This is a genomic window from Candidatus Flexifilum breve, from assembly GCF_016713355.1.
The window spans coordinates 843,579-869,943 of record NZ_JADJPI010000037.1 but is presented as its reverse complement, the minus strand read 5'-3'; the positions used below and the strand labels follow the sequence as shown (position 1 = coordinate 869,943).

Here is a 26,365-nt window from a genome sequence, read left to right as displayed (position 1 = left end):
CGCACAATTGGCAACAGCGGTCGGCAAGGCGCAGAAGAAGTGTTCTCCTGCGCCCAGTTTTTCTTTCAATCCGTATCAGACTCGGAGAGGTTCGTTAGGCCGACTTCCAGGCGTCGATCTGGCGCTGCATCTCGTCGCGCACGCGCTCGATGCCCGCGTCCAGCAAGGCCTGATTGAGCCGCGACAGGCCTTCATCGACATCGACGACGCCGCTGCCCAGCGGATTGCCGAATTCCTGGTTGACGGCCGATACCGACGCGATTTCGGTCTCCACGGCGGAACGGTCAAAAGTGAAACCGAGAACGGGTGACGGACGCGCATTGCGGTTAAGTTCTGCCGTATCAGGCCACGCGCCAACCTGCGTCGGATCGGTATAGTACGAGTTAAAGACGTTGCCGTACATCCAGTCGGTGTTGGGGTTATAGCCCGTGTCACCGAAGCTCGCCGCACCATTGGCGGGACGGATCAACAGGCTATCTTGATCGGCCCATTCCCAATGGATACCTTCCAGACCCTTACCCAACGTATTGAAGAACACCGGATCAGTGTTGATCAGTTCGAGGTAGCGCACAGCGAGTTCAGGATTGGCGGAAGTCGAACTCACGCCCGTCAACGTCGAGGTGACACTGCCGGTCGTCAGCAGCGGTTCGGCAATCGCTTTGCTTGTGACTGCCCAACCCCACCGGGCTTCGACTTCCGCATTGCCGCCGGGCTTCACAATATCAGAGACACGCACGGCATATTGGCCGGCTGTCCACGCAGCATCCATCTCGCTCCACTGCGCGACATCGGACGGGGCATAGCCTGCGAGATACCAGCGGCGGATCAGTTCGGATGCCTGACGGAATTCATCAGTCTGCGAGTAGATTTGCACCTGTGCGTTCTCGTCGGTACTGCGAACGACGAGCATAAAGTCTTGCGGATCGTAGCCATAGTTTTCGGGAACATTGAGCGGCGACAAATTGTAGGTGACATGCGTCAGCGTATCATCCTGATCCGCGTATTCCTTGATGGCCGCCATAATCGGTTCGAGTTCTTCATAGCTCGTCAGATTGTTGAAGGCGTCGCCCAAACCAATCGCTTCCAGCACGTCAGTACGGATGTACGGGCCAAAGGGCTTGACGAAAATCTGCTGGTTGATGCCACCATAGATGCCGCCACCCACGCGCGCCGCTTCCCAGGTTGCGGGAGTCAGGCTGTTCCAGTAGCCGGGAGCGAGTTCAGGCAGCAGGTCTTCCAAGCGAATCAGATATTCCTGCGTGATGTTGTTGTAATAGTTGTTGATCCACGGCGCAGTAAAGGTCAGGTCGTAATTTTCTGCGGAAGCGTTAATCAAACCGATCTGATCATTGAAGGCGCCCCAATCGACGGCACGCAGCTCAATGGTCGCACCGATACGTTCGGCCATATACGCGCTCAAAGCGTCCTGCACCCGTTGCACATCCGGCTGCGGGGAACCGGGATAGAGGTAGACCAAACGCGGCAAATCCTGGAACCGGGATGATGATGCTTTGGCCATGCGCGTCAAACCCGATAAGCTCACTCCACCTGCAGCGGCGGCTATACTCAGCCCCTTAAGAAAATCTCGTCTCGAAAATCCTTTTGACATGAGGGAACTCCTTGAGAATTGATTGATGTCTTCGATTCGTGCATCATCAAGCGGTGTAGCCGCTGTCGTGCCTATTTGAAGGCTCCCAGTGTCACCCCGCGCACGAGGTAACGCTGGAAGAACAGAAAGAACAGGGCGGCAGGTCCTGTTGCCAAAACAGCCATCGCCATACGCGCCGTTTGCGTAGGAACTTCGCCCATGTTGACCCCAACCGCACTTTGTAACTGCATTGCCTGAGCATTGCTCTGAATGATGTAGAGCAAATACTGAAGCGGATAAAGCTGAGGATCGCGAATGAAATACAGCGCCGTTGTCCAGTCATTCCAGTAATTGAGCGCGGTAAACAACGCGATCGTCGCCAAGGCAGGTTTTGCTAGTGGCAGGGCAATCGATACGAAGATGCGGAACTCCCCTGCCCCATCAACGCGCGCCGCATCGATCAGTTCGGAGGGCAAAGCGGCAAAGTATGTCCGCAAGATCAGCACGTAATACACAACGACGAAGTATGGGAGCATCAGCGCAAGAATCGTGTCTTGCACACGCAGATACTGCGTCATGAGAATGTAGTAGGGCACCAACCCACCGTTGAACAGCATGGTGAAAAACACGAATAGCGACAATGGCTTGCGCAAGACGAACGTCGGACGTGAGAGCGCATAGCCAAGCATCGACATGAGCAAGACGGCAATGATCGTGCCCACGAGCGTCGTAAAAATCGTGACTCCATATGCCCGCAAAATTGCCTGAGGGTTTCGAAAAATCAGCTCGTAGGCCGCTGTGCTGAAGTGCGATGGGATCAGGCTGTAACCTTCACGGGTGAGCGCGGTTTCGTCCGTAAATGACGAGGACAGGATCAGCAGCAGTGGCAGCAGGCAGCACAACCCTAAAATCAGGACGACGATGTGAATGCTGAAGCGCCCCAACCAATTCATCAACCGGTCGGTGTCCATCTGCTTCTGTTGACGAAGTTTTTGAGCCTGAGTCGCCATGCGTCAGTCCTCGCTTTCTAAAACAGGGAGAGCGGTTCGTCCGCTCGCTCAATGCGCCGCACGATCCAGTTGAAGACGATCACCAGCACAAAGCCGACAATAGATTGATAGAATTGAGCCGCCGCCGCCATGCTGACGTTTTGCGTCACGATCAGCGAACGATAGATGTAGGTGTCCAGCACATCCGTCGTCGGGTACAGCAGGGGTTGGTTGCGCGTAACCTGAAAGAACAACCCGAAATCGGCGTTCAGGATATAGGCCATCGACAACAGGAGATTGATGACCACCAGTGGTAGGATCATCGGGAAATTTACATGGATGAACTGCTGCCATTTGTTCGCGCCGTCAATACGCGCAGACTCAAACAACTGCGTATCAATCGCCAGCATTCCCGACAGGTAAATCAGACTGCTGATGCCCATCCCGCTCCACAGACTGATTAGCAGCAGGATACCAGGCCAGTATTGCGGCGAGTTGTACCAGGAAACCGGTGCCAACCCGAGGTTACGCAGTAGGATGTTGATGAGCCCGTTGTCGGTCGCTAGCAGCGCATACACGAAGTAACCAACGACTACCCACGAAATAAAGCGCGGCAGCAGCAGGAGCGTCTGATAGTACTTGGTCAGCTTGCTGCTGTAGATTTCGTAGAGCAGCCACGCCAGCAATAGCGCCGCCACCGTACTGCCACTGATGAACAGCAGATTGAGAAACACGGTGTTGATCGTGGCGCGGACAGCCGTCTCCGTTGCAAACAGAAACCGGAAGTTATCCAGCCCGACGAACTCGCTCCCAAAGACACCCCGCCGTACTTTGTAATCGGTGAAGGCTACCCACACACCAAACAGGGTCAGATACTTGAAAACGAGAATCCAGATGAGCGCGGGCAGCGACATAAGGAACCAGGTCAGGTTGCGCCGGAAATGATCGCGTTTCAGGAACGCAAAGCGTTGAGGCTGAACAGAAGTCGGTGCCATTGATCCCAAAGGTTGGTTAAAAGAAACGTCCATAAAGCACTTTGCAAAATACTTAGTCGTTGAGTTTTGAATTGACCTATTGACCTAGTGGTCAGACCACTTTATAATTCATTGTAGATAGATTTGTTTGGCTTGTCAATGCACTGTGAAAAAATGGATGAAGTGAAGAAACCCTTAAACAATATCTACGCGACCCTACCCTGTGCCGCACCGCCCGCTTGGGCTGTGTGGCAGCGTCGTTTGATCGAAGTGATGAGCGAAGCGGTGTATCCGTTCGCACAGAAGTACACGCGCGCCGATGGTTCATTGATCTGGCGTGACGGTCAAGACGATTCGTTCCAAACCCGTGACGGCGCGGACGACTTTTACGAGAGTTTTTACAATTGGGCGCTGTTGTACCTGTTGGGCGGCGGCGATCATCTGCTACCGATGGCGCACCACCACTGGGATGGCGTAACGCAGCAGTTAACCCGGCTGGGCCTTGTCCGCAAGGAATACGAACGCGGCTACGACCAGTTTCATCAGGGCGAAAGCTACATCTACTTCTACTTCCTGTGCCTCGCTGATCCGTCCAATCCAAAATTAATCGAACGCGCACGGCGCTTCGCCGGGTTCTACCTCAATGAAGACCCGGGCGCGATCAACTATGATCCGGAGCGGAGGATCATCCGCGCACCGCACAACGGCAGCGAGGGCGCGCGGTGGGGCTATTTCGATGATGAACCCGTTTACGAGAACTTCCCCTATATGGAGCCGTACGGGTTGCCCTACGAAGATGTGGCGGGCATCACCACCTATGCTGATCTCGCGGATCCGGAGCTGGCGCGGCGCATGGGCGCGGTCATGCAGGAGCGCATGGGCAAAGGTGACGCCGCCACGAATTTGATCGTCACCAGTTTGATCGCAAACGCCTACCTGATGACAGGCGACGACAAATACCGCGGCTGGATCGCGGACTATGTTGGTGCGTGGATGGAACGTGCCCGTCAGAACGGCGGCTTGCTGCCGGATAACGTCGGCTTGTCTGGTCGGGTGGGCGAATACATCGACGGGAAGTGGTATGGCGGATTATATGGTTGGAGCTGGCCGCATGGCTATTACAACGTGTGCATGGCGGCGATCATCGGGGCGGCGAACGCCTTTCTGCTCACCGGCGACCAACGCTATCTTGAGCTCCCGCGCTGGCAGATCGACGCGATCCACGCGCTCGGCATGACCCGCACGCTCGGCCAAATGGCGGCGCAGTTCGGCAGCTTTTGGACGATCATGGCGCGAGAACAATCCCCGGAAACCGAAATCTTTGTCGTCCCCTACCGCTACCGCGATTCCGGATGGTTCGACTATCAATCTCCGTCACCGATTTATCCGGTCGCGTTGTGGGTGCTGTCGCACGCTGCGGCGGATTGGGAGCGGATAGAGCTCATTCGGCACAACAGCCGGGAGGACTGGCGCGAGGTCAAGCCGTTCCGCTCGAAAGAGGACGCGGGCCATGAACAGCCTTGGCTGTGCTATCTCCAAGGCGACAACCCATCTTACCCGGAAGCCATTCTAAGCGAAGCCTACGCAAAAGTTGGACGGCGCATGGCGTTAATCCGCGGTGATCAGAGCGATCTCGCACAGGTGAGCATCCATCACTGGCAGGAACTCAACCCGGTCACAACAGAAGCCCTCGTGCAGTTGACGCTCGGCGCGCCGCAGATTATCTACAACGGCGGTTTGCTCCATGCACAAGTCCGCTATTTTGATGTTGATCGCCGCCGTCCCGGTTTACCGCTCGACGTAGCGGCACTGGTCGAAAAGATTGCTCCGAATCACGTCATCGTGCATCTGGTTAACCTCAGCGTGTTCGGAGTGCGAACGCTGCTCATTCAAGCGGGCGCCTTCGGAGAGCACCAGTTTATCAGTGCGACTTACGAACAGCGGATCAGCGACTATCCCGGTGTACAGGGGCCCGGTGGCTATGCCGCGCCGCCGCTCCAAACCGAAACGCACACCATCCCGATTGATGATTCACTGCTGCGCGTAGAGCTGCCACCAACCAGCGAAATCACGCTCACGCTCAAGGTAGCGCGCCATGTCAACCCACCTTCGTACCGTCTCCCGTGGGATCGGCTGTAGCCATGCCCGACCTGCACAGCCGAACCCGTGTTGGCAAATCAACGCTTGAAGTGCCGCTGCTGGCCTTCGGGACAGCCCCACTCGCCACTGCGCCTGCCTGGAATCCCGGCGATCCGATCTCCGAAGCGCAAAGCCGCGCAGCGCTCACTTATGCGTATGAGCAGGGAATCCGCTGGTTTGACACTGCGCCGAATTACGTACACGGGCTGGCAGAAACCCGCTTAGGGCAGGTTGTTTCCGCCCTGCCCCGCAATCAGATTGTCATCGCCACCAAAGTCGGCTTTGACATCAGCGGCGCGGAGAGTATGCGCGATTACACCCGCGACGGCGTGCGGCGCAGTCTGGACAGCAGTCTCAAACGACTCGGCGTCGATGCGGTTGATCTGCTGTATGTGCATGACCCCGACGATTACACGCAGCAAGTCTTGGACGTAACCTTCCCCGCGTTGGCCGAGTTGCGCGCGCAAGGTGTCATCAAGGCGATTGGCGCGGGCATGAATCAATGGCGGGTACCCATGGAATTCGCCCGCCACGCCGATTTCGACTGTTTCATGATCGCAGGACGCTGGACGCTGCTCGAACAAGAGGCTTTGCCCCTGCTCGACCTGTGCCAGCAGCGCGGAATCGCCGTCTTCGCCGCCAGCATCTATAACAGCGGCATTCTGGCGACCGGCGCCGATCATCCGAACGCGCGCTACAACCACGCCCCGCCGAACCCGGCTGTACTCGCCCGCGTCCGTGCCCTTGAAGCAGTGTGTCGCCAGTTTGAGGTTCCGCTGCATACTGTCGCTACCCAGTATCCGCTGGCACACCCGGCAGTGAAGGCCCTTGTCGTCGGTTTTCAATCAGTGCGGGAAATTCAGGCTTGCCTCCAGGCGCTCGACCAGCCCATTCCGGCGGCGCTGTGGGAACAATTACGCGACGACAGGCTAATCGTATCCGAAGCACCCTTACCAAAGGTTGTCACTTCATGACCGCAAATATCCTCCCCCGACCGGACAATATCACGCTGCCCATCAACGGCGGCGCCTTCTCACGCCCGGATCCGCTGTTGATCGAGCAATTACGCGGGGTCAGCAGCGCGACCGCCAGCGCCATGCTGCATCGCATGGGCATCCGGCAAACCTTCATCGAAGGCCCCAAGTCTGCCGCGCCGGGGACAAAGATCGTCGGCAGCATCATCACGCTGCAATTCATGCCGCAGCGCGAAGATGTGGCCTCCGGCATCGCGCAGGAATATAGTGAGAAGTACAGCGCGCTGTGGGCGGTCCTGGGTCACATTCACGCGGGCGATGTGCTGGCGATTCAAGCCTTTGGCGACCCCTATACCGGCTGCTTGGGCGAAATGTTGATCACGTATTTCAAGGCGCAAGGCGGCGCAGGCATCGTAGTTGATGGCTTCATCCGCGATGCGCCGCGTGTGCAAAAAATCGGCGTCCCGTTGTGGGTGCGCGGTTTCACGCCGAATTACGCCTCACAGGCGACGTTATTCCCATGGGCGTTCAACGTCCCAATTGCCTGCAGCCGGGTACTGATTTTGCCGGGCGACATCATGATCGCCGATGACGACGGCGCGGTGGTCATCCCCTGCAAAGTGGCGCCAGAGATCGCGCGGCTGACGCTCGAACACGAGGATTGGGAAGCCTTCAGTCGCATGAAGATCACGGACGGAGGCGCGCTGCTCAAATACTATCCCTTGAGCGAGGAAGGGCGGCAGGAGTACGAAGCATGGCGGCAGCAGCAGAAACCGGAGTGATCGACGCGCATGTGCATATCTGGGATCGGTCACGGTTTCACTACCACTGGCTGGCTCCCGGTTCGCCGCTGGATCACGATGTCAGCCTCGAGGATATCCGCGCCGAAATGTTAGCTCGGAATGTACAGGGCGGAATCCTGATGGAAGCGACTAACACAGCAGCTGAAATCGCATGGTTGTTGGACACCGCCGACGCTGACTCACTGAATTGGGGTGTGATCGGCTGGCTAAATTTGGAGCATCCTCATTCAATCCTTCAGATAGACCAATTTTCGCAGCATCCGCGCTTCAAAGGGGTGCGCCTCAACTGCCTGACGCCGCGCCCTGAGCCCGAAAGTCTCTATCCCACGCTAAGGGCACTGGCGGCGCGCGGGTTGGTCGTGGAGGTGCTAGCCGAGCCGGATCAATTGGGAACAGTTGCGGAACTGGCGCGGCGCTTTCCCAACCTGACCTTTGTGCTGAATCACTTCGGCGGTTGGACGCTGAACCAAACCAGCATCAGCGCGTGGTGTGCTGCCCTGCAACCGTTGGCGGTGCTCCCCAATGTGACGCTCAAACTTAGCGGCTATGCGGCATCTGATCTAGCCACGCTGCGCGCCTACACTTATGCTGCCGCTGCCCTATTCGGTGGGCAGCGCTTGATCTTCGGCAGCAACACCCCTTTTTGCCCGCACGGTTACAGCGCGGCGATTCACCTGCTGATGGCCGCCTGCGCCGATCAATCCGAAGCGTGGCGCGGCGCAGTCTTGCGCGACAACGCCCGCGCCCTGTATCGCCTGTTCCCCAACGGAGTTTCAGTATGAGCGGTTACCAGTGGCAGCAATCCACCCTGAATGGCGGCGGTTTCATCGCTGGCCTTCTGCAAGACCCGATCAACCCTGACATTTTGTACGCCCGCGCCGATGTCGCAGGCGTATTCAAAAGTGTGGACGGCGGTCAGTCGTGGACGGCGAAAAATAACGGTATGATGGAGTGTCATCAGCACGATGTGCGCAGTTTCGCTCTCAGCCCCCACGATCATCACCTGTTGTTTCGCGGATCGGGGTCGGTGCGCGGCGGCAGCTGCTTCGGGACGATCCACAAAAGCATCGACGCCGGCGAGTCGTGGTTTCCGGTTTGCCGTGAAGTCAATTTTTACGGCAACGGTGAAACCCGCCAGTATGGTGAAGTCCTCCAGGTTGATCCGCACCGCGCGAACGTGGTGCTTGCAGGCGGCTATTCAGCAGGATTATGGATCAGTCGGGATACAGGCAATCAGTGGAGTTATCTCGGCCTCAAAGATGAACGCATCGCCTGCGTCTACTTCCATCCCACCCATGAGCAAGTGATTTACGTCGGGACAATTGGCAAATTCGACAGCGATCCCATGTTCGTCGCGCAGCAGTACGACTTCGTCCGCCCGAACCCACCCCGCCTCTACAGCTCAAACGATGATGGCGCGACCTGGGAAGTGCTGCACGAAGGGACGGACATTGGCGAGCTCGCGTTTGTACCCGGCGTACCGGACACACTCTACGTGGCTGGTCTGCATGATGGTGTGCTGAAATCGAAGGACGGTGGGCGTACATGGACAGCTACGGCGCTCTCCAAGTATCCGATTGGCACACTCACCGTCGACCCGCACGATCCGACGCACCTGCTCGCCGCCGCCGAAACCTTCCCCAATTTTGACCAGGAAGTCCCGCCGATTGGCATTTATGAATCGCTCGACAGCGGTGACTCGTGGCGGCTCATCCGCTGGCACACCGACGCGGATATTCGCAACTATCCCAGCTATATGACGCTCCCGTATGCGGGCTGGGCGATTTCTAAGATCCGCGTGGATGTCCGCCACCGTCACCGCCTCTACCTCAGCAATTGGTACGGTGTCAGTATTAGCGAGGACGGCGGATACACATGGGATGCGCATCAGTTCTCCGGCATGGAGAACATCTGCATCGAAAACATGGTGGCGCATCCGACACAGGTGGATACCGTGTTCATGGTCATGGCCGACCATGCACCGAAAGTCAGTACCGACGGCGGACGCACCTTCACTGCCCTGCCCCGTCCCCGCGTTGAAAAAATCCAGCCAGACAGTACCGCATTGGTCGCCTCCCGGTTTGACCCAAATTTTATCCTGTACGGGATCAAAGGCTCCGGCGGCTGTTCGATTGTGCGCGCGCTCGGTAATGACAGTAATCCCCAGATCGTTTTTCAGAACTTCACCCCGCCAGATACTGACGAGGGGCGGCTAGTGTTCCAGTCACGCGCGGCAGGTGTCTCGGTTCAAGCACTCGCGGAAGACCGGTTCCACCCTGGCAAGTTCTACGCCTATCTTGATGGCATTCTCGCGGCCGGCGCGGGAGTCTATCACACGCTTGATTGGGGCGATCACTGGGAACGACTGGCGAACCCGTTTCCACCGCCGATTCAGCGCGTCCCCCATCAACGCGAATGGATTGAAAATGAGCTGCTATCGGTCGTCATCGCGCAGACCAAAAACGTCTGCGGGACTAATCAACTGTTATGCGTTGACCCGCACCGCCAAGAAACACTCTATGTTGGCGAATGGACGGAAGGGTTGTTCCGCACGAGTGACGGGGGTCAGACGTGGCAGGACATCGGTCAGGCGCTGCCTTTCAAACGAGATCGCGCCTCCGTCCTCAATGTGATCCGCGCGGACGAACAACAAGCGGGCGTGATCTATGCCGGCTTTATCCGCGAAGGACTGTGGCGCAGCCTTGATTACGGCGAATCCTGGGAGAAGCTGTACCCGACGGAAGATCGGATTTTCAACGCCACCTCAATAACCGCGAATGGCCATTTGATCGCTGCGGTCTGTGAGCCGCTGTACTGGTCGAACTGCCCGTCGGCGGTGCTGATCAGCCGGAACGCGGGCGCGACATGGACGGACGCTTATGATCCGCAATTGGGCGCAATCCGCTGGAAAACGGTCACGCTTGACCCGCAGCAGCAGCGGCTTTATGCCGGATCATGCGGCAACTCTGCCTTCACACTGTCACTGGATCTATCATGACAACCCTCGGCGAGTACAGCGTGCTCATCCGCCAGAACCTGCTGGCGAACTACAACGGCATGTTTCGTGAGGCGGGCGGCAACCTGCCTTACCCATTCATCACACCGGGGAGTCAGCAGTACGCCGATGTGCTTTGGGACTGGGACTCGTGGCTGTCAAACGTCGCTCTGCGACAAATTCTGCTCGAAGCGAGCGATCCAGCGGCGTCAGAAGAGGCGCGGCGTTTTGAACAGGGCTGCATTCTCAACTTTTTGCATTGGGGCGGCATGCATGGCTGGACGCCGATTGTCATCTACCGGAACGGTGAGGTCTACCGTGCAGAGAATCCCTACGGCGAGAACATGCACAAGCCGGTGCTGGCGCAGCATGCGGCCTTCATCACGTACTTAAACGGTGGTGATGCAGAATGGCTGCGCGATAAATTTTACTATCTGCTCACCTTCCTGAATAACTATCGTCAGCATCATCGCCATGCCTGCGGCGTCTATTTCTGGCAAAGCGATCTGATGATCGGCGGGGACAATGACCCTTGCACATTCTCGCGCCCGCCGCGCAGTTCCGGCGCAATCTTCCTCAACTGCCTGATGTTCAAGGAGTTCGAGGCTGCGGCGTATCTGGCCGATCGCCTCAATCTGGACGAGATCGCCGCGGATCTGCGCGGGGCAGCAGAAAATCTCCGCGCTGCCGTACTCGAACACTGCTGGGACGAGCGCGACGGTTTCTTCTATAGTGTCGACCTCAACCTGCTGCCACCGCCGAGCACCGGCCTCCACGCGGGCGATCCCCGGCACTGGCACTGCCTCATCCAGCGCATTGGCGTATGGTCTGGTTTTCTGGCGCTGTGGGCGGGCATCGCCACACCGGAACAAGCCGACCGCGTGGTCAAGGAGCATTACCGCAATGCGCGCACTTTCAACGCGGACTACGGGGTGCGCACGCTCTCCAGACTGGAAAAGATGTACACCATTCGCGCTTCGGGGAACCCGTCATGCTGGCTAGGTCCTGTGTGGGGTATCTCCAATTACCTTACATTTCGGGGATTAGTGCGCTACGGCTACCTTAACGATGCGCGTGAGTTGGCCGAAAAAACGATCCGGCTGTTTGGGCGCGATGTTGAACGCTTTGGCGCGCTGCACGAGTACTACCAACCGGAAAACGGCGAACCGATCTTGAATCGGGGGTTTCAGAACTGGAATTATCTCGTTCTCAACATGATCGCATGGATCGAAAACAAGCCCACCATCGTTGAATTTTGATAAGGAAGCTTTTCATGAGCACATTTGAAGAACGCGCCCGCACCCTCGTCAGCCAAATGACGCTGGACGAGAAGATCAGCCAGATGATGAACGATGCCCCCGCGATTGAGCGTTTAGGGATCGCCGCACACAACTGGTGGAACGAATGCTTGCATGGTGTGGCGCGGGCTGGCGTCGCGACCGTTTTCCCTCAGGCGATTGGCCTCGCAGCGACATGGAATGTCCCGCTGCTGCATCAAATTGCTTCCGTTATCAGCGACGAAGCGCGTGCCAAACATCACGAAGCGGCGCGAAATGGCATCTTCTCCATCTATACTGGGCTGACCTTCTGGACACCGAACATCAACATTTTCCGCGACCCTCGGTGGGGACGCGGGCAGGAAACCTACGGCGAAGACCCGCTCCTCACGGCGCAGTTGGGCATCGCCTTCGTCAAAGGCTTGCAAGGCGATGATCCGAACCATTTAAAGGTCGTTGCGACGCCAAAACACTTCGCCGTTCACAGCGGACCGGAAAGTATCCGGGCGGAGTTCGACGCCTATCCCAGCGAGCGCGATTTGTGGGAAACGTATCTTCCCGCCTTTGAAGCCACTGTCCGCGAAGGTGGAGCGGCATCCGTCATGCCCGCCTACAACCGCTTACGCGGCGAACCCTGCTGCGCCAGCCCTACCCTGCTGCAATCCATCCTGCGTGACCGCTGGGGTTTCGACGGTTATGTCGTCTCTGACTGCGGCGCGGTCTACAACGTGTGGAAGTTTCACAAAGTTGCCGCGGATGCGGCGGAAGCGGCGGCGCTGTCGGTTAATGCGGGCTGCGATCTGGAATGCGGCAGCGAATATCGAGCGCTCGGTGAAGCCCATGCGCGTGGACTGATCGACGAAGCCACACTCGACCGTTCGCTCGTGCGCCTGTTCACAGCGCGTTTCCGCCTCGGCATGTTCGACCCACCCGAACAAGTCGGCTATGCGCAAATCCCGTACAGCGTCAACGACTCGGAGGAGCATCGCGCCCTAGCCCTCCGCGCGGCACAGGAGTCGATAGTGCTGCTGAAAAACGCCAACCACACCCTCCCGCTCGCAAAAACCCTTGCGCGCATCGCCGTGATTGGGCCGAACGCCGATAACCCCACTGTACTGCTCGGCAACTACAACGGTACACCATCAAGCAGCGTGACGCCGCTAGCAGGTATTCGTGCCAAAGTTTCCCCAAATACCGAAGTCGTCTATACGTCGGGCTGTGGTGTTTTTCTCAGCGATCCGGCAGCGCTTGACGAAGCGGTCGCCTTGGCAAGAGACGCTGATGCGGTTATTTTCGTCGGTGGTCTGTCTCAGGCGCTGGAAGGCGAAGAAGGTCAGAAAGAAGGACTGCCCGAAGGACTGATCTCGAAGGGGGATCGGCTGACCCTCGATCTCTCCGACGCTCAAGAGCAGCTGCTGCGCGCGCTCCATGCAACCGGCACGCCGATCATTTTAGTGCTGCTCAACGGCAGTGCGGTGGCGATCAACTGGGCGCACGAGCATCTGCCCGCTATCGTCGAAGCCTGGTATCCCGGCGAAGAAGGCGGCACCGCGCTGGCCGATGTTCTGTTCGGTGACTACAACCCGGCGGGCAGACTCCCGGTCACCTTCTACAAATCGGTGAGCGATTTACCCCCGTTCGAAGACTATCACATGCAGGGGCGCACCTACCGGTACTTCACAGGCGAACCGCTGTATCCGTTTGGTCACGGCTTAAGTTATACGCGCTTCGTCTACAGTCAGCTTGAATTAAGTTCCCTCGAGTTGTCTGCAGCAGATTCGCTTGGAGTCTCTGTGACAGTGACCAACACCGGAGAACGCGCCGGAGATGAGGTCGTGCAGATCTACCTAAGCGCAGGGCGCGAAGGTTATCCGCTGTGCCAACTTGCCGCTTTCCAGCGTATTCATCTTGCGCCGGGACAAGCGCAAACCGTCACCTTTGTGCTGACACCATCCCATTTTACGCGGGTGCGTGACGACGGTCAGCGCGTACATGAGGCAGGCACGTTTACGGTTTGGAGCGGCGGGGGACAGCGTGATTGGGCAGACGGGCAAGCAGCAACCATCAATATAATCGAAAACGTCTGTTGAGAATGCTCGTTGTTGATGGAGGATCTATTAGGCAGTTGCCGTTCGCTACGCTGCAATTTCAAAATCAATCGTTTCGGCAGAGTTCTATTCTGACGCCAAGGGGATAGTGGCTATCCAGGTGCGCGTCGCATCAGAGAAACCGCGTGTGCCATCGCCGGCCGCGACAAAGAGGCACTTGGGCGTCCCGTCTTCGAGAAAGAGGAAGGGACGTTCCATACTGCCCAGTTGTCGAGCTTCGCCATCATCCCATAATAACCGTCGCGAGTAGGCTTTGACGGTTTCGCAGAGACTCCACTCCAATCCGTGGACTGAACAGGCATGAATCGCCGCATTCTTCTCACCCGTAACCGATCCTGTCATATCTTTGGCGATCAATTCATAATGACCGTCTTGCCACCACAGATGTGGATCTTCAATTTCAAATCCACCGCCAATCTTTAGGGGTACTTGCGTGAGACGAAGAAATGATTTGGAGAAATGATCCGCATAAGCGACTCCAAGCTGCTGTGGCCCCCAACGCTGCCCAAGTACCGGGCGGGACTTGTACATGAGCAAGACTGATCCATCGGCATGGACCCAAGGAGCCGGATTGGACACCAGAGCACTGTCGAAATAATCCGGTCGGATGTTGAGGATTGGCGTCTCTGAGCGTGTCCATGGACCTGCAGGAGATGATGCGACTGCCAATCCGATTCGCTTGTTCAACTGCGCAGTGACGTACCGCTCGTCTTCCCCGCGGAGGTTGTCTGGGGTGATTTCAGCATAGGGATAAGTTGTGCCGGTGTAGAACATAAGATAGATGTCCCCGACCCGGCGGACACAAGCATTGAAGGTCGCTTTTCCGTCCCAATACGTCGATCCCCGTTCGGTGAAAACCACGTCCGCGAAGGTATACGGTCCGTTGAGGGTTGCCGAAGTTGCGCGCACGATTTCCGATTTAAAGATCCACCCCGGATGCATCGGAAACGCCTTCGACCAACGGGAGGCGAACAGGTGGTAAATACCGTGATCGTCCCGGACGACCGAGCCATCCCATACCCAATGATCAGGCAGACTGAATCCACCCGGCGTGACGAGGGGCAGCAGTCGTTTGGAAATGTCATGACAGTGAAGCACGACCTAAATTCCTAGTGGATTCAGCTTGTGGCGTGGTGTCAAGCGCACGGCTTCCGACCACTGTAGTTGGAAACCGAGTTGGCTCACCAGCAGCGACTGAAAGCTCGCCAAATGGTCGGACGAGTGCAAGACTTGTCGGGGTTGAGTGTTTTGGAGCAGGCAGTAAGCTGCCAACGCCCCCGCTGCCTCGCCGATGTTCCATTCGACGGGGTGCAACCGATAACAGCCATTGGTAATGTGAGTCGTGCCGATGTTCTTGCAGGCAGGCAGCAGGTTTTCAACCCGTATAGGAATGAGCGCCCCCAAAGGGATTTGGAACGGCCAGGTCGAAATATCGACATAGTTCCGGCGGTACGTCGGGTGGAGATCGATGCGATAGCTGCCAACACCGACGCTGTCTGGGAAATTTTCTGCTCCGAGCAGACCGCTGCGCGCCTCGTAACCGACATGCTGTTCAAGAATGGTAAACTCCGCTTGAATCCGCCGACTCTCGCGAATATACGGCGCCTGCGCCAAGCCATGTGGTGTGTTTCCGAACACATCGCCGCGCAACCGCAAGCCCGGATAGCCGTAACCGCCTGCGGGCCGTGGCGCTTCAGTCTGCATCCAATACAGGAACGACAGACTCAATTGTTGCGCTTCATATAAGGCCACTGAACGTTCAGACTCGGTGACACCGACGAGTGGCTTGAGCCAGTACTCCATCTGCACCCAGTTCACAAGCGTGATATCGCTGTCCAGATAGTCCTTGGCGAAGTGACCGGCGTACAACAAGCGGCGAAAGTGCCATAGATCATCACCGTCAACACTCGTCGGCGGCGCTGTGAAAATTGGTCGAACCACGGGCTCAAGTGTGGTCGGCTCGGCATACACCCAACGGAGATGTTGTGCTGGCCAGAACGCCGCGCGATATCCACGCCAGAACTCGTACATGGCAGGTTTAGCGATACGATGATCCGCTTCAGGATGATAGCTCAGGGCATAACACCAGCTAAAGCCCTGTTGACTACGTGGATCGGGCGCATCCACCAGCGCGTGTAGTTCGCCCGTCTGCTGCTGACTCTCTGCGCCGATCACATGCTCGACACCGCCGAGCTCCAGCAGATCGCCGAGTTCGGTCGCGTCTAGCACGTATGATGCCTGGATACTCACCGTTCGCTCGCCGGATCGCAGCGTGACCGCTCGAACTCGATCTCCAGCGGTTTCGACGGTGACGGGGAAGTACGCTTGCAGCAAAATCAACTGCTGGTTCGACAGATATGGCTGCAGCATGTTACGCAGCACGGCATCGCCGACGATCGGTTCGTGACAGAGTCCACTCACCTGCCCTTGACCAGGGTTCAAAGCGCGATCCGCGCGCGCCGCGGGTGTCAGTGGATAATGCTCACGATAGTAGGCCCGCACTCGCTCACGCATGGATCGGTAGCTGTTTGTACATCCTTCGCTTTCAATCCACATATGTTCATCAGGTGGCACGCCTTGGGCGGTCATCTGCCCACCAAGCCAGCGATTTTCGTCGGTCAAGACGACCCGCTGTCCCAGTCGCAGCGCGGCCAGCGCGGCCGCGACTCCCCCTAATCCGCCGCCAACAATGAGGATATCCGTCCTGAGTTCTGTCATGCTAACTTACCCTTTGAGCCCGGAGTTGATAAAGCTGTTAATCACGTAGCGCTGTGCAAAGAAGTAGACAATCAACACCGGCAGTACTGAGACGGTCGTGGCTGCTAATTGCAAATGCCAGAGCGGCGTGCCGTAATGATCGACAAAGTTGCCGAGCGCGAGCGGGATGGTAAATAATTCGCGGTCGGAGAGGAAAACGAGTGGTTCAATAAACCCGTTCCAACTGGAAAGGAACGTCAGGATTCCCACGGTCGCGAGCGTTGGCCCTGCCAGAGGGAGCGCAATACGCCAATAGATCCCAAACCGCCCCAATCCATCAAGCATCGCTGCATCTTCGAGGTCTTGGGGAAAGCTCAGGAAAGACTGGCGCATAAGAAATGTGCCGACAATCGCATTCGCGCCGAATAAGGGGATAACGATCAACGGCACATGCGAGTTCAGCAGATTGAGCGAACCCATAAGTAAGTAATTGGGGATGATCGTCACTTCGGCGGGCATCATTAAGCCCAGCAGCAGCATCAAAAACAGCAGCGAGCGCAGGGGAAAGCGTACACGCGCAAAAGCATACCCTGCCAATGAAGCGATGATCAGCGTACCAACGGTGACAATCACGGCAATGTAAACGCTGTTGAAGAACTGCCGCCCTAATGGCTGAAATTGAAAGGCTTCGACGAAGTTGTTCCACTGGGGATCGGCGGGAATGAGTGCCTGGTGGGTAGGTAAAAATGTCCAGCGGTGTCTTGAGCGAACTAGAAAACATCCATAGAAATGGGAAGACAAAGGGAATCGCTAGCAGACTCATAATCACATAGAGCGGCAGCTGACGCGCATTCCGCAAAACCAGACTCGACTTCATCGCGGTCATCGGCCAGGTGAGGTTCGCCAATCTACTGTTCATTGTAGACAAACACCTTTCGCGATAGCCACTGCACTAAAGTGAGAACGAGGCTGATCAGGAAGAGGATGACGGCGAGCGCGCTGGCATAGCCCGTTTCAAAAAACTGAAACCCCTGATAGTAGATGTAGTAGATCAAGACCATCGTCGCATTGGCCGGACCGCCGCGCGTCATTAAGACGATGTGATCAAAGACTTTCATCGATCCAATCATAGTGAGGATGACGACGACCAGAATCGTCGGCATGAGGAGCGGCAGTGTAATGCGGGTGAACACCTGGCGATTGTTCGCGCCGTCAACATGGGCCGCCTCGGCGTAATCGTGCGGGATCATCGCGAGGGCTGCGGTAAAAATCACGATGTTCAGTCCAGCGTTTTTGATGACGCGGGTGACAATGACCGACAGCATGGCCCAATTGGCATCGTACAGCCAGTTAGGCCCATCTATCCCAATGGTCGCCAGAAATTGATTGAGCGTCCCCTGCTCGCCTTGCAGTATGAAGCGCCAGACAATCGCCCAGGCCGCGCCCGAAGTCACCACCGGCGCGAAGAACAGGACGCGGTACAGAGTGCGCGCCCGCCCCAACTGCATCAGCATGACCGCCAGCACCAGCGACAGGATCACATTGAATACGACTGTTCCCAGCATGAAAACCAGGCTGTTCACAATCACTTTGCCGAACAGCGCGTCGCGCTCGAACATATAGACGTAGTTATCAAACCCCGCGAAGTCGCTTGTCCCCGTCAAAAGACTCTGATTACGAAAACCGTAGTAGAAGACGGCAATCAAGGGGACGAGAACCAAGATGAGAAAGCCGATGACCTGCGGGGAGATGAACAGGTATCCGAACAGCGCATCACGCATGCGATTTGATATGCGCGGCTGGGCTGCGGCCGAGGGGCGCGCCGCCTCGATTGACCCCGACTGGCGTGGCTGTAATCGAAGTCTTTGCATGGCACTCTAAACCTTTACTTTCACAACCGGGACAGGAGCGGCGGAAGGCAGGTGCCTTCCGCCGTACATGCTGCTCATCACAGCCGCGACATCGGCATCGGGGGCTAAGAAGGTGTCGAAAACTGCTTGCGCTGCGAGATTAATCTTGGGGAATTCCGGATGCGCTGGTAGCACACGCCCCGCATTCGAGCTGGCGATGACCACCGAACGCATTTGCTCGGCGTCAAGGACTGGATGAGTGGTCACAAACGCTTCCGAATCCAGCACCGAGAGGCGCGCCGGGGGGAAGAACTGCGACATGGTGGCGACGCCCGCCGCGTTGGTCATGAAAGCGATGAAGTCCTTAGCCTCTTCCGGGTGGCGGCTCTGGTTGAAAGCTGCGATGGCAGCCTGCCCAATCACCGGAAGGAAACCAGCTGGACCTGCTGGCAGCGGCACGACACCCCATTCAAAACCAACATCTCGTAATTGCAGCGTCTGACCGAGGTTGCCGCCCGTCATGGCTGCTTGACCACTCAGGAAATCGACCTGTTCACCGGGCGGCGGAATCACGTGCGATTCGAAAATCAAATCGTGCAGCACTTGCATACCCGCGACCGAACCTTCAGAATCCAGCAAGCATTCGCCGTCACTGGTCCACGCATCACCGCCGTAGGCCCAGATATATGGCATGACCGCACCCCAGAATTCGCCCACATAGAGATTTTGCTGGAGCGGATAGAATCCCGCAGGAGCATCTTGAGTAAGCTCTGCCCCAATTTCGGCTACGCTCTCCCACGTCCATTCACCCTGGCGCAGGAGCTCATCCGGCGCAGTCACGCCGGCAGCGGTGAAGATGTCCCGGTTGAAGATGATAAAGCCGGGCGAGGTCGAGAACGGAACACCGTAGACAGCGCCATCTGCAGACCATAACTCAAGGGCGCTGGGCGAGAAATCGGCGAAGTCATACCCTTCCGTCGCTTCCAGAGTCGGCAACAGATCCGACAGCACGCCCGCATTGATGAAGGTCAACGCGGTCCGCTCGGCTAACCAGCCCGCGTCCGGAGGATTCGTTCCAGCGAGGCGCAGCGTCAGCGTCGAAGCGTAATCGGCAAATGGGATCGTTTCAAACACGACCGTAACGTTAGGGTGAGTTTCCTGAAAAGCAGTGGCAAAGCCGTTCAGCATTGCCAGATGCGCCTCGTTACCCGTCCACACCGTGAAGTGAAGTTCGACAGGCGCTTGATCTTGCGCAAAACCAATCGACAGATTGAGCAGCAGGCAGGACAAAACGATGATGAAAAGCAGTGCTTTTTTCATGAGAGTGAAAAGCTCCTTTGTAAAAAACTGATGTGGATGTGAGGTATTGAGCTAATTGTCTCTGGCCCGCTTCGCCTCCTTCATACGCTGTGCGTCCATATGCCTAGTCACTTTCCGTGAGGTTGCGCACGGTCGAGCCGGGAATAACCCCGCAGTCCACCAGCTCGTGGATCGGTTCAAGCGTGGGGTCCTCAAGCAGTTGGAGGAGGACACGCACAGCCAGTTCGCCTAACTCGCGGAGCGGAATTCGCAGGGATGTGCATCCAGGGATCGCATCTTTGATATCGAGTGGTTCGCCCGCGATCACCAACGAGAAGTCTTCGGGAATGTGGAGATTGAGTTTCTGGCTGATGACATAGATTTGCTTCCCAAGCTCAGCCTCAGCGATGAGCGCAGTCACACCTGTCTCCAGCATCTGTTCCAGATCCACATCTGTCAGGGCATCACGGGTGGAAAAATGGAAAGTCGGCACAGGTGCTGGCGCAGAGAATTCTGCCTGCGCCTGGAGATAGCCGGTCAAGCGGTCTTCGGCGGGTTCATTACGCTGAACGCCATGCACATAGCCGATATGTGTATGTCCCTGCTGCTTGAGATACTGCACGAGGTTGCCCATGCCCGAAATATAGTCCGGCGCGACATACGAGGAATCTCCAGCACTGAACTGACGGCGTCCGATGTAGACGAACGGGTAGCCATCTTCGATCAGTTGATTGACATCCTCTTTGTCTTCGTTCAACCCGAGCAGGATGGCACCATCCGCCACCATCAGGCGATTGGTGCCGTTCCGGAAGATTTTGCGGCGTCCCTTGGTATCACCGGCACTCGTGATCAGGAGTAAGTCGTTGTCCCCTAGGCGCGCGGCTTCTTCCTCAATGCCGAGAAAGATCGGGTAATAGAAGTTGCTGTGTTCCGCCGGGAACAGGAGTTCGTACGTGAAGACGGCTAGAATGTTATTGCGGCCACGCTGCAAAGACCGTGCCAGCGGGTTCGGCACATAGCCTAACGCTTTGACAGCGTTCCAGACGCGTTCTTGCGTTTCCGGCCCCACCCGCGTGTTATCCCCGATCCGCCCATTGAGTACAACGGACGCTGTGGTTGTCGAAACCCCAGCTAGTTGGGCTACATCCTTAAGCCGTGCTTTCTTCTTCGACATACTGTCTTCCCAGAAATTTGATTAACTGTTTAATCAGGCTTCTCAACAAAAATGGACTTTTGATTAATCCTTTAATCAGCATACAAAACAAGTTTGCGGTTTGTCAAGTAGTCAAAATTTACTCAATTCCTAACCCGGTCAACCACGTTAACTTATTATGACTATCTAAATTTACTTTGGTGACAAGGCTGTGATCGATGTACTGCAGTTCTGGCTCTGGTTTAGTCCCGGTTTCCAGATAGCGAGCCAAAGCCAGAACGGTGGCGAACCCCTGCAGCATGGGATTTTGACTAATCTCTAGCGTCAAGAGGTTACGGGTCAAATAGGTTCCAATTTCCGGTGACAGATCGGGAGCGATAAGCTTGATCGCGTTGGTCAGCCCTTTCGCCTCAATGACCGCGCACAATTCTGCGTGGATCGGTGGTATACAGTAGATCGCTGACAATTCGCCCTGATAGCGCTCCAGCAAGTCATCGATTTGCCGTGTAATTTCCGTCGACGCTGCCGCAAACGGAATTGCCACCACAAAGTGTTCAAACTGCGGATACTCAGCGGCCAAATGCGTGGCGAATCCGCCCAGGCGCAGTTCCGAAATCGGCGTCGCATGAGGGTAAGACTGCCCTGTCATATCGTAAACCAGCACGGCAACCTTTTGCCCGGCTGAAAGAAACTTCCCGAACAGCTCCGCAACTAAGCGACCTTCGGCGCGATAGTCAGCTCCCACGAAACATAAGCGCCGCGAGTGCGGGGCATCGATGTTGAAGGTCACGTAGGGAATCTCACGGGTATCTAGCAGTTGAAACACACGCTCCATGTCAAAACGCTCGTGGTTAACGACGCCCACCGCCTGAGCACCATCATCGATTTCGACTTGCAGCGCCTGTAGGTAATCCTCCGTGCGCGCCGACTCAAGTCGATGATACCTGACCTGATAGCCGAACATCGAAATCCGTTCGGCGGCGCGCGTGATGCCCTCACTTATGCTGTCCCAGAAGAAGGCGTGGCGATTCGCCGAGAACAAACTGATCGTCCGCGTCTCATTGCGGACGAGAATCTGCGCCGCACGATCAGGTTTGTAGTTCACCTGCTGCATATACGCGAGAATCCGTTCCCGCATCTCCGGTGAGACGTACCCGCTGTTGTTGAGCGCACGTTGAACCGTGATGATCGAAACGCCCAAGGCGTCCGCAATTTCGCGCTGAGTCATCCGTTTGGGCTTTGGCATCGCAATCCTTCAAGTCGCCGTTGTCGTTGACAACAAGCATAACCTGATATACGATTATCACACAGATGTGATACACGTGTATCACATCAAAGATCGTGCGGCATTATTCAGCTTGCGGAGCAACTTCGTGGACGTTTCCCGGCAGAGCAGCGGCGTCACCTGGCAGCACAAAGGTCAGACCCTCAAGATTGAGGCATGGGGGCGTGGTATTCTCCGCATCCGGGCAACTCTGAATGCGACTTTTGCGCCCATGTGCGATGCGCTGGTCAGGTCTGAGCCGAGCGCCGCCGACTCAAAGTTGGACGGCCAGGGTGTCTGGATTATCAATGGTGACATCCGCGCCTGTCTCAGTGCCCAAGGCCATCTCCGCTTCTATCGCCGGGACGAACCTGAACCTTTTCTCTCAGAAACCTGGTTCGATACCGATCACGATGAATTGTACGTCCCCAGTCGCGTTTTCTACCCCATAGGCGATCAGGTCTATGAAATCAACGCGACCTTCGAAGCCTACGACGATGAACGTTTCTATGGACTGGGTCAGCACAAGAGCGGCCGCCTCGATCAAAAAGGCATGGTCCTTGACCTGTACCAACGCAACGGCGAAATCACCATCCCGCTGCTTATTTCGTCACGCCGATATGGTTTCCTCTGGAACAACCCGGCGATTGGCCGAGCCGAACTGGCCGTCAATCAAACGCGTTGGTACGCGAAACGTGCCCGCCAACTCGATTACTTTGTCTTTACCGGGGACAGCTATGCCGACATTATGACTCGCTACGCCGAACTCACGGGCTTCGCGCCGCAGCTTCCTCACTGGGCTTCCGGTTTCTGGCAGAGCAAACTGCGCTACTCAAGTCAGGAAGAGCTGCTGAGTGTTGCCCGTGAATATCGCCAGCGCGGGTTGCCCCTCGACGCCATCGTGGTCGACTTTTTTCACTGGAACCACTTTGGCGACTGGGATTGGGATCGTGAACATTGGCCCGATCCCAAAGCGATGGTCGATGAGCTGGAAGCGCAAGGCGTAAAGGTCGTCGTTTCGGTGTGGCCCAATGTGAGTCCCAAGAGCGCCAACTTCGAAGCCATGAATAACGCGGGCTATCTCGTGCGCACGGTCCGTGGCAGTAGCGCCCTTTTCAGATTCGTCGACACGTACGACGACCAGGGAATCGATCTCCACCTCTATGATGCGACGAATCCGGAAGCACAACGCTTCGTCTGGCAGGCGATCAAGCGCCAGCACCTTGATATTGGTATCGAAACCTTCTGGCTAGACGCCTGTGAACCTTCATTGACGCGGCGTGAGTACGATAATCTCCAGTTTCATCGGGGCAATGGTGAGGAGATCGCCAATCTCTATCCTCTGGTGCACACTAAAGCGTTTTATGACGGGTTGACGAGTGAAGGCAGCACCGAGATTCTCAGCTTAAGTCGCTCGGCGTGGGCGGGCAGTCAACGCTACGGCACAGCCGTTTGGTCAGGCGATATTCCGTCCACCTGGGAAAGTTTACGTTTGCAGGTGGTCACAGGATTGAACATGATGTTCAGCGGTATTCCCTGGTGGACTACCGATATTGGCGGTTTCCTGTATGGTGATATTCACAGTGAGGATTTCCGCGAATTGATCGTGCGCTGGTTCCAGTACGGAGTATTTTGTCCCCTATTCCGTTTACATGGAAATCGCAACCCGCACTACAGTCAGGCTAATCTCAGTGCTAGTGGCGACCCAAATGAAGTATGGTCGTTTGGCGAAGAAGCCTATAAGGTGATCAGTGGGCTGTTGTATTTCCGTGAGCGGCTGCGCCCCTACGTCGAACAACAAATGCACGCTGCCAGCGTAAGCGGTCTACCCCCAATGCGCCCATTGTTTTTTGACTATCCGCACGACGAAAATGCCTACCACATCACGGACCAATTCCTGTTTGGAAGCGATATTCTGGTGGCACCAGTTTTGCATATGAGACAACATAAACGCCGCGTCTATCTACCGGTGGGCGAACAATGGCACGATATTTGGTCAACAGATGTCCATGTCGGTGGGCAGTGGGTCGAGGTTAATGCGCCGCTTGACGTAATTCCATTTTTCGTGCGAGAAGACTCTCAGCTCAAAATCACACCAGACTGGTTTGCGCCATTTGAAAGCGAGATCATATAGGATGAAATACCTGTGGTAGATGAAAACTTTATCCACGCGAGCAATGAGGCAGTAGTGCAATCGTAGTATTGAAGTCATTCCGATAGGAACGGCAAAATATCTCTAGAGTTAGTAGAGCGCTGAATATCTTCCGACCCTACAACCGTTCACACCGTTCACGAATCCTCAGTTAAGAAGTGAAGGGTGTATAGGGTGTGAACGGTTTTTCGCTTCCTTATATTGACCATCGCGCATCCGATTCGCCGTTTGACCGAGCAACCGAGCGACCCGTTCGCGCAAGTCATTTGCTTTCATCCACATCAATTGGTTACGTCCGCGGGTCAAGAGTTCGAGCGCTTGCAAGACAGCTTCTTCACGATCACTGAGTGCTTTGCCTTCGCAAATATGCTCATCCATCTCAGCGGTCGTCACAATCGCCTCCAGCAACCTCGAGACACCACACTGCTCCTCGAAGAACGCTGCCAACCGCGGGTCTTCGTCACATAGTCAAGCGCAGTCTGTGTGTTCAGCAGCGTCTCGTGCAGTCGCTGGAGCAATCGCCGCTCTGCCCAACTGTGCGTTTTGCGAAAGTCACTCCCCTCCTCGATGAGGACACGTGCCCGCTGGGCGAGATGACGCACCACTTCCATAAACATGGCCGCAGCACGATTGTTCCAGCGTTTGTCATAACCCAAGTGATGGCGTTCCACGAAGTCGAACACATCCCCTTTTTCGCTGCAGGAATTCCAAAAGTACAAGCCAGTCTGCGGGGAAGACAGTGGTCACCCCGCTCACGGGAACAAAGCTGTCTGAGAGTGTCAGACGGCTTTTTTTCTCTCAACTGAGATTCGAATCCTGTCTTCCTCTAGTGTCCAGAAGTGACAGTTCTTGGCTCTATGACTAACCCTGCAGAAGGCCGCCAGCAACACTCGCGAACTTCACAACGGCATCGGCATAGGGTTTATGCCTTCTGAGCTGCACTTGACCAATTTGGTCGTAATTCTGCTATTCCAAGTTGCCGCCCGAACGCACAAGAAGTTTGAAGGCAATTTCCCGTCCGTGTGTACTCCGGGCGAGGTGCACCCACAATCGCGCTAGGTTTTCCAAGAGGACTGCCGCGTCGAGGCCGCCAGCATCGACGACTTCAAACTCGATAGCTGTTGCCAGTTCGGATGCAATCTGCTTGGCTGTGTTATCACCGGCGATGAGCATCGATGCGGTCTGGTTACCGAACTGGGGGTTCAAGTAATGCTCGGCACCGATCGTGTTGAATGCCTTTACGATATGCGCCCCCGTGATGTCGGCGAGTTCCTGCGTTAACGAAAGGCCAGTCTGTGACAAGCGGTTGTTCATGTCGATGAGCACGCTGTCACCTCACTCCCCGTCAAATCGACTATACTTACCCTTGGAGTACGTCTTTCGCTGTAACCGATTGGAGGCGTCTCTTGACTAATCAGCGCCATCGACTGTATGCGCTTATTCCCGTCTTCGCACTTGTGCTGTCCATGATCGCGTGCGCTCAGGACTGTGAGGGCGTATCGTTCACGGTCAAAGGCTATGTACTTGACTCTTCTCAGCGTCCACTAGCGGGGCATCAATCAATGTGCGTAATCAAGGCTCATTCGAACTCCCACCGTTTGAAGTAACGGCGTTATCCGACGAAACTGGCTACTTCGAGACCGAGAGCGTATACAGTTACGCCTGTACGCCGTTTACGGTTGAGATTTCAAGCCTAGGGTATGTTACTCAAACCTTGCGCTATGCGCCGCCATACGAAGCTTTTGCAGACGAACTGCCGGACGAAATTACCATTCAGCTTCAACCTATCAACGACTAAACGCCAGGCAAACTGATCAGTCTTGACCCCATCCCCTGTGATCAGCCGGGTCCAGGCTTGCGCATCGAGGGAGACGGTCAGCAGATCGAAGTCACCTGCTGATCGCGTCGGGTTTCGCCGTACCATTGTGCGGCGAAATGGGGGCGCACCTGAATTTTTTCTTGCTGTATACGCGTACCAGCTTGCACCTTTGCGATTACACTCGAACAAAGTTAATTCGCTACAACCAGAAAATTGGCAACGCTATGGCTGAACTTACCCGCGTTCAAAAACTACATCTGGACTTAATCCGGTGCATCAGCTTC

General features: G+C 56.2%; 20 protein-coding genes and 2 pseudogenes. 9 read left to right on the top strand and 13 right to left on the bottom strand.

The window, feature by feature from the left end:
- Positions 1-94 precede the first annotated feature (94 nt).
- From IPK17_RS34725 to IPK17_RS34715, 4 genes and pseudogenes are all read right to left on the bottom strand, one after another.
- Positions 95-1,519 (bottom strand): ABC transporter substrate-binding protein, encoded by a 1,425-nt coding sequence (locus tag IPK17_RS34725; protein ID WP_343422304.1) that lies wholly within the window; start codon positions 1,517-1,519, stop codon positions 95-97.
- Positions 1,520-1,531: 12 nt separating this feature from the next.
- Positions 1,532-1,609 (bottom strand): annotated as a pseudogene (locus IPK17_RS40815) (twin-arginine translocation signal domain-containing protein); the annotation flags it as partial.
- Positions 1,610-1,680: 71 nt separating this feature from the next.
- Positions 1,681-2,598: a carbohydrate ABC transporter permease gene (locus IPK17_RS34720; RefSeq protein WP_343422303.1), complete on the bottom strand. Its 918-nt coding sequence runs from the start codon at positions 2,596-2,598 to the stop codon at positions 1,681-1,683.
- 17 nt (positions 2,599-2,615) lie between these two features.
- Complete coding sequence (locus IPK17_RS34715) at positions 2,616-3,572, bottom strand: ABC transporter permease (RefSeq protein WP_343422302.1); 957 nt, start codon at positions 3,570-3,572, stop codon at positions 2,616-2,618.
- Positions 3,573-3,734: 162 nt separating this feature from the next.
- Here IPK17_RS34715 and IPK17_RS34710 point away from each other — a divergent pair, with 162 nt between their 5' ends.
- Genes IPK17_RS34710 through IPK17_RS34680 form a run of 7 tightly spaced genes read left to right on the top strand, consistent with a single transcriptional unit; the run spans position 3,735 to position 13,829 of the window.
- On the top strand, positions 3,735-5,690 hold the full coding sequence (locus tag IPK17_RS34710; RefSeq protein WP_343422301.1) for a DUF8034 domain-containing protein: 1,956 nt from the start codon (positions 3,735-3,737) through the stop codon (positions 5,688-5,690).
- Between the two features lie 2 nt (positions 5,691-5,692).
- Positions 5,693-6,664, top strand: a complete 972-nt coding sequence (locus IPK17_RS34705; RefSeq protein WP_343422300.1) for an aldo/keto reductase — start codon at positions 5,693-5,695, stop codon at positions 6,662-6,664.
- Entirely contained in the window at positions 6,661-7,446 is a 786-nt protein-coding gene (locus IPK17_RS34700) for a ribonuclease activity regulator RraA (protein ID WP_343422299.1), read from the top strand. Before IPK17_RS34705 ends, IPK17_RS34700 begins: the two co-directional genes overlap by 4 nt.
- Positions 7,419-8,249 (top strand): amidohydrolase family protein, encoded by an 831-nt coding sequence (locus tag IPK17_RS34695; RefSeq protein ID WP_343422298.1) that lies wholly within the window; start codon positions 7,419-7,421, stop codon positions 8,247-8,249. Before IPK17_RS34700 ends, IPK17_RS34695 begins: the two co-directional genes overlap by 28 nt.
- Positions 8,246-10,465 (top strand): WD40/YVTN/BNR-like repeat-containing protein, encoded by a 2,220-nt coding sequence (locus IPK17_RS34690; RefSeq protein ID WP_343422297.1) that lies wholly within the window; start codon positions 8,246-8,248, stop codon positions 10,463-10,465. Before IPK17_RS34695 ends, IPK17_RS34690 begins: the two co-directional genes overlap by 4 nt.
- Positions 10,462-11,721 (top strand): MGH1-like glycoside hydrolase domain-containing protein, encoded by a 1,260-nt coding sequence (locus tag IPK17_RS34685; protein WP_343422296.1) that lies wholly within the window; start codon positions 10,462-10,464, stop codon positions 11,719-11,721. The genes IPK17_RS34690 and IPK17_RS34685 overlap by 4 nt, the downstream gene beginning before the upstream one ends.
- A gap of 14 nt (positions 11,722-11,735) precedes the next feature.
- Positions 11,736-13,829, top strand: a complete 2,094-nt coding sequence (locus tag IPK17_RS34680; RefSeq protein WP_343422295.1) for a glycoside hydrolase family 3 C-terminal domain-containing protein — start codon at positions 11,736-11,738, stop codon at positions 13,827-13,829.
- A gap of 84 nt (positions 13,830-13,913) precedes the next feature.
- Here the strand turns inward: IPK17_RS34680 and IPK17_RS34675 are convergent, their stop codons facing one another.
- The 7 genes and pseudogenes from IPK17_RS34675 to IPK17_RS34645 form a co-directional block, all read right to left on the bottom strand.
- A complete protein-coding gene (locus IPK17_RS34675) occupies positions 13,914-14,945 on the bottom strand; it encodes a glycoside hydrolase family protein (RefSeq protein ID WP_343422294.1) in 1,032 nt (343 codons plus the stop codon).
- A gap of 3 nt (positions 14,946-14,948) precedes the next feature.
- Complete coding sequence (locus tag IPK17_RS34670; protein ID WP_343422293.1) at positions 14,949-16,565, bottom strand: FAD-dependent oxidoreductase; 1,617 nt, start codon at positions 16,563-16,565, stop codon at positions 14,949-14,951.
- Positions 16,566-16,571: 6 nt separating this feature from the next.
- Positions 16,572-17,430 (bottom strand): annotated as a pseudogene (locus tag IPK17_RS34665) (carbohydrate ABC transporter permease).
- A 22-nt stretch (positions 17,431-17,452) separates the two neighbouring features.
- Positions 17,453-18,415 carry a carbohydrate ABC transporter permease gene (locus IPK17_RS34660; RefSeq protein WP_343422292.1) on the bottom strand — a complete coding sequence of 321 codons (963 nt, stop codon included), beginning with the start codon at positions 18,413-18,415 and terminating at the stop codon, positions 17,453-17,455.
- A gap of 6 nt (positions 18,416-18,421) precedes the next feature.
- The gene (locus IPK17_RS34655; protein ID WP_343422291.1) at positions 18,422-19,714 is read right to left on the bottom strand and encodes an ABC transporter substrate-binding protein; all 1,293 of its coding nucleotides are present in this window, start codon (positions 19,712-19,714) and stop codon (positions 18,422-18,424) included.
- A gap of 103 nt (positions 19,715-19,817) precedes the next feature.
- The gene (locus IPK17_RS34650; RefSeq protein WP_343422290.1) at positions 19,818-20,867 is read right to left on the bottom strand and encodes a LacI family DNA-binding transcriptional regulator; all 1,050 of its coding nucleotides are present in this window, start codon (positions 20,865-20,867) and stop codon (positions 19,818-19,820) included.
- A 118-nt stretch (positions 20,868-20,985) separates the two neighbouring features.
- Positions 20,986-22,092: a substrate-binding domain-containing protein gene (locus IPK17_RS34645; protein ID WP_343422289.1), complete on the bottom strand. Its 1,107-nt coding sequence runs from the start codon at positions 22,090-22,092 to the stop codon at positions 20,986-20,988.
- On the opposite strand from IPK17_RS34645, the gene IPK17_RS34640 reads away from it, so the two are divergent.
- Entirely contained in the window at positions 22,079-24,244 is a 2,166-nt protein-coding gene (locus IPK17_RS34640; protein WP_343422288.1) for a glycoside hydrolase family 31 protein, read from the top strand. The genes IPK17_RS34645 and IPK17_RS34640 overlap by 14 nt on opposite strands.
- 165 nt (positions 24,245-24,409) lie before the next feature.
- Here IPK17_RS34640 and IPK17_RS34635 read toward each other — a convergent pair whose 3' ends face one another.
- Together IPK17_RS34635 and IPK17_RS34630 are read right to left on the bottom strand one after the other, a co-directional pair.
- Positions 24,410-24,709 carry a hypothetical protein gene (locus tag IPK17_RS34635; protein WP_343422287.1) on the bottom strand — a complete coding sequence of 100 codons (300 nt, stop codon included), beginning with the start codon at positions 24,707-24,709 and terminating at the stop codon, positions 24,410-24,412.
- A gap of 519 nt (positions 24,710-25,228) precedes the next feature.
- Positions 25,229-25,588, bottom strand: a complete 360-nt coding sequence (locus tag IPK17_RS34630; RefSeq protein WP_343422286.1) for an NAD(P)-binding domain-containing protein — start codon at positions 25,586-25,588, stop codon at positions 25,229-25,231.
- Between the two features lie 238 nt (positions 25,589-25,826).
- On the opposite strand from IPK17_RS34630, the gene IPK17_RS34625 reads away from it, so the two are divergent.
- Positions 25,827-26,060 (top strand): hypothetical protein, encoded by a 234-nt coding sequence (locus IPK17_RS34625; protein ID WP_343422285.1) that lies wholly within the window; start codon positions 25,827-25,829, stop codon positions 26,058-26,060.
- Positions 26,061-26,365: the final 305 nt, after the last annotated feature.

What these genes read in the sequence shown, in the direction of transcription:
- IPK17_RS34680 (WP_343422295.1), top strand. Translation starts at nt 11,736, where the DNA reads ATGAGCACATTTGAAGAACGCGCCCGCACCCTCGTCAGCCAAATGACG.
- IPK17_RS34700 (WP_343422299.1), top strand. Translation starts at nt 6,661, where the DNA reads ATGACCGCAAATATCCTCCCCCGACCGGACAATATCACGCTGCCCATC.
- IPK17_RS34705 (WP_343422300.1), top strand. Translation starts at nt 5,693, where the DNA reads ATGCCCGACCTGCACAGCCGAACCCGTGTTGGCAAATCAACGCTTGAA.
- IPK17_RS34660 (WP_343422292.1), bottom strand. Translation starts at nt 18,415, where the DNA reads ATGCAAAGACTTCGATTACAGCCACGCCAGTCGGGGTCAATCGAGGCG.
- IPK17_RS34685 (WP_343422296.1), top strand. Translation starts at nt 10,462, where the DNA reads ATGACAACCCTCGGCGAGTACAGCGTGCTCATCCGCCAGAACCTGCTG.
- IPK17_RS34650 (WP_343422290.1), bottom strand. Translation starts at nt 20,867, where the DNA reads ATGTCGAAGAAGAAAGCACGGCTTAAGGATGTAGCCCAACTAGCTGGG.
- IPK17_RS34720 (WP_343422303.1), bottom strand. Translation starts at nt 2,598, where the DNA reads ATGGCGACTCAGGCTCAAAAACTTCGTCAACAGAAGCAGATGGACACC.
- IPK17_RS34715 (WP_343422302.1), bottom strand. Translation starts at nt 3,572, where the DNA reads ATGGCACCGACTTCTGTTCAGCCTCAACGCTTTGCGTTCCTGAAACGC.
- IPK17_RS34655 (WP_343422291.1), bottom strand. Translation starts at nt 19,714, where the DNA reads ATGAAAAAAGCACTGCTTTTCATCATCGTTTTGTCCTGCCTGCTGCTC.
- IPK17_RS34645 (WP_343422289.1), bottom strand. Translation starts at nt 22,092, where the DNA reads ATGCCAAAGCCCAAACGGATGACTCAGCGCGAAATTGCGGACGCCTTG.
- IPK17_RS34690 (WP_343422297.1), top strand. Translation starts at nt 8,246, where the DNA reads ATGAGCGGTTACCAGTGGCAGCAATCCACCCTGAATGGCGGCGGTTTC.
- IPK17_RS34670 (WP_343422293.1), bottom strand. Translation starts at nt 16,565, where the DNA reads ATGACAGAACTCAGGACGGATATCCTCATTGTTGGCGGCGGATTAGGG.
- IPK17_RS34695 (WP_343422298.1), top strand. Translation starts at nt 7,419, where the DNA reads ATGGCGGCAGCAGCAGAAACCGGAGTGATCGACGCGCATGTGCATATC.
- IPK17_RS34725 (WP_343422304.1), bottom strand. Translation starts at nt 1,519, where the DNA reads ATGGCCAAAGCATCATCATCCCGGTTCCAGGATTTGCCGCGTTTGGTC.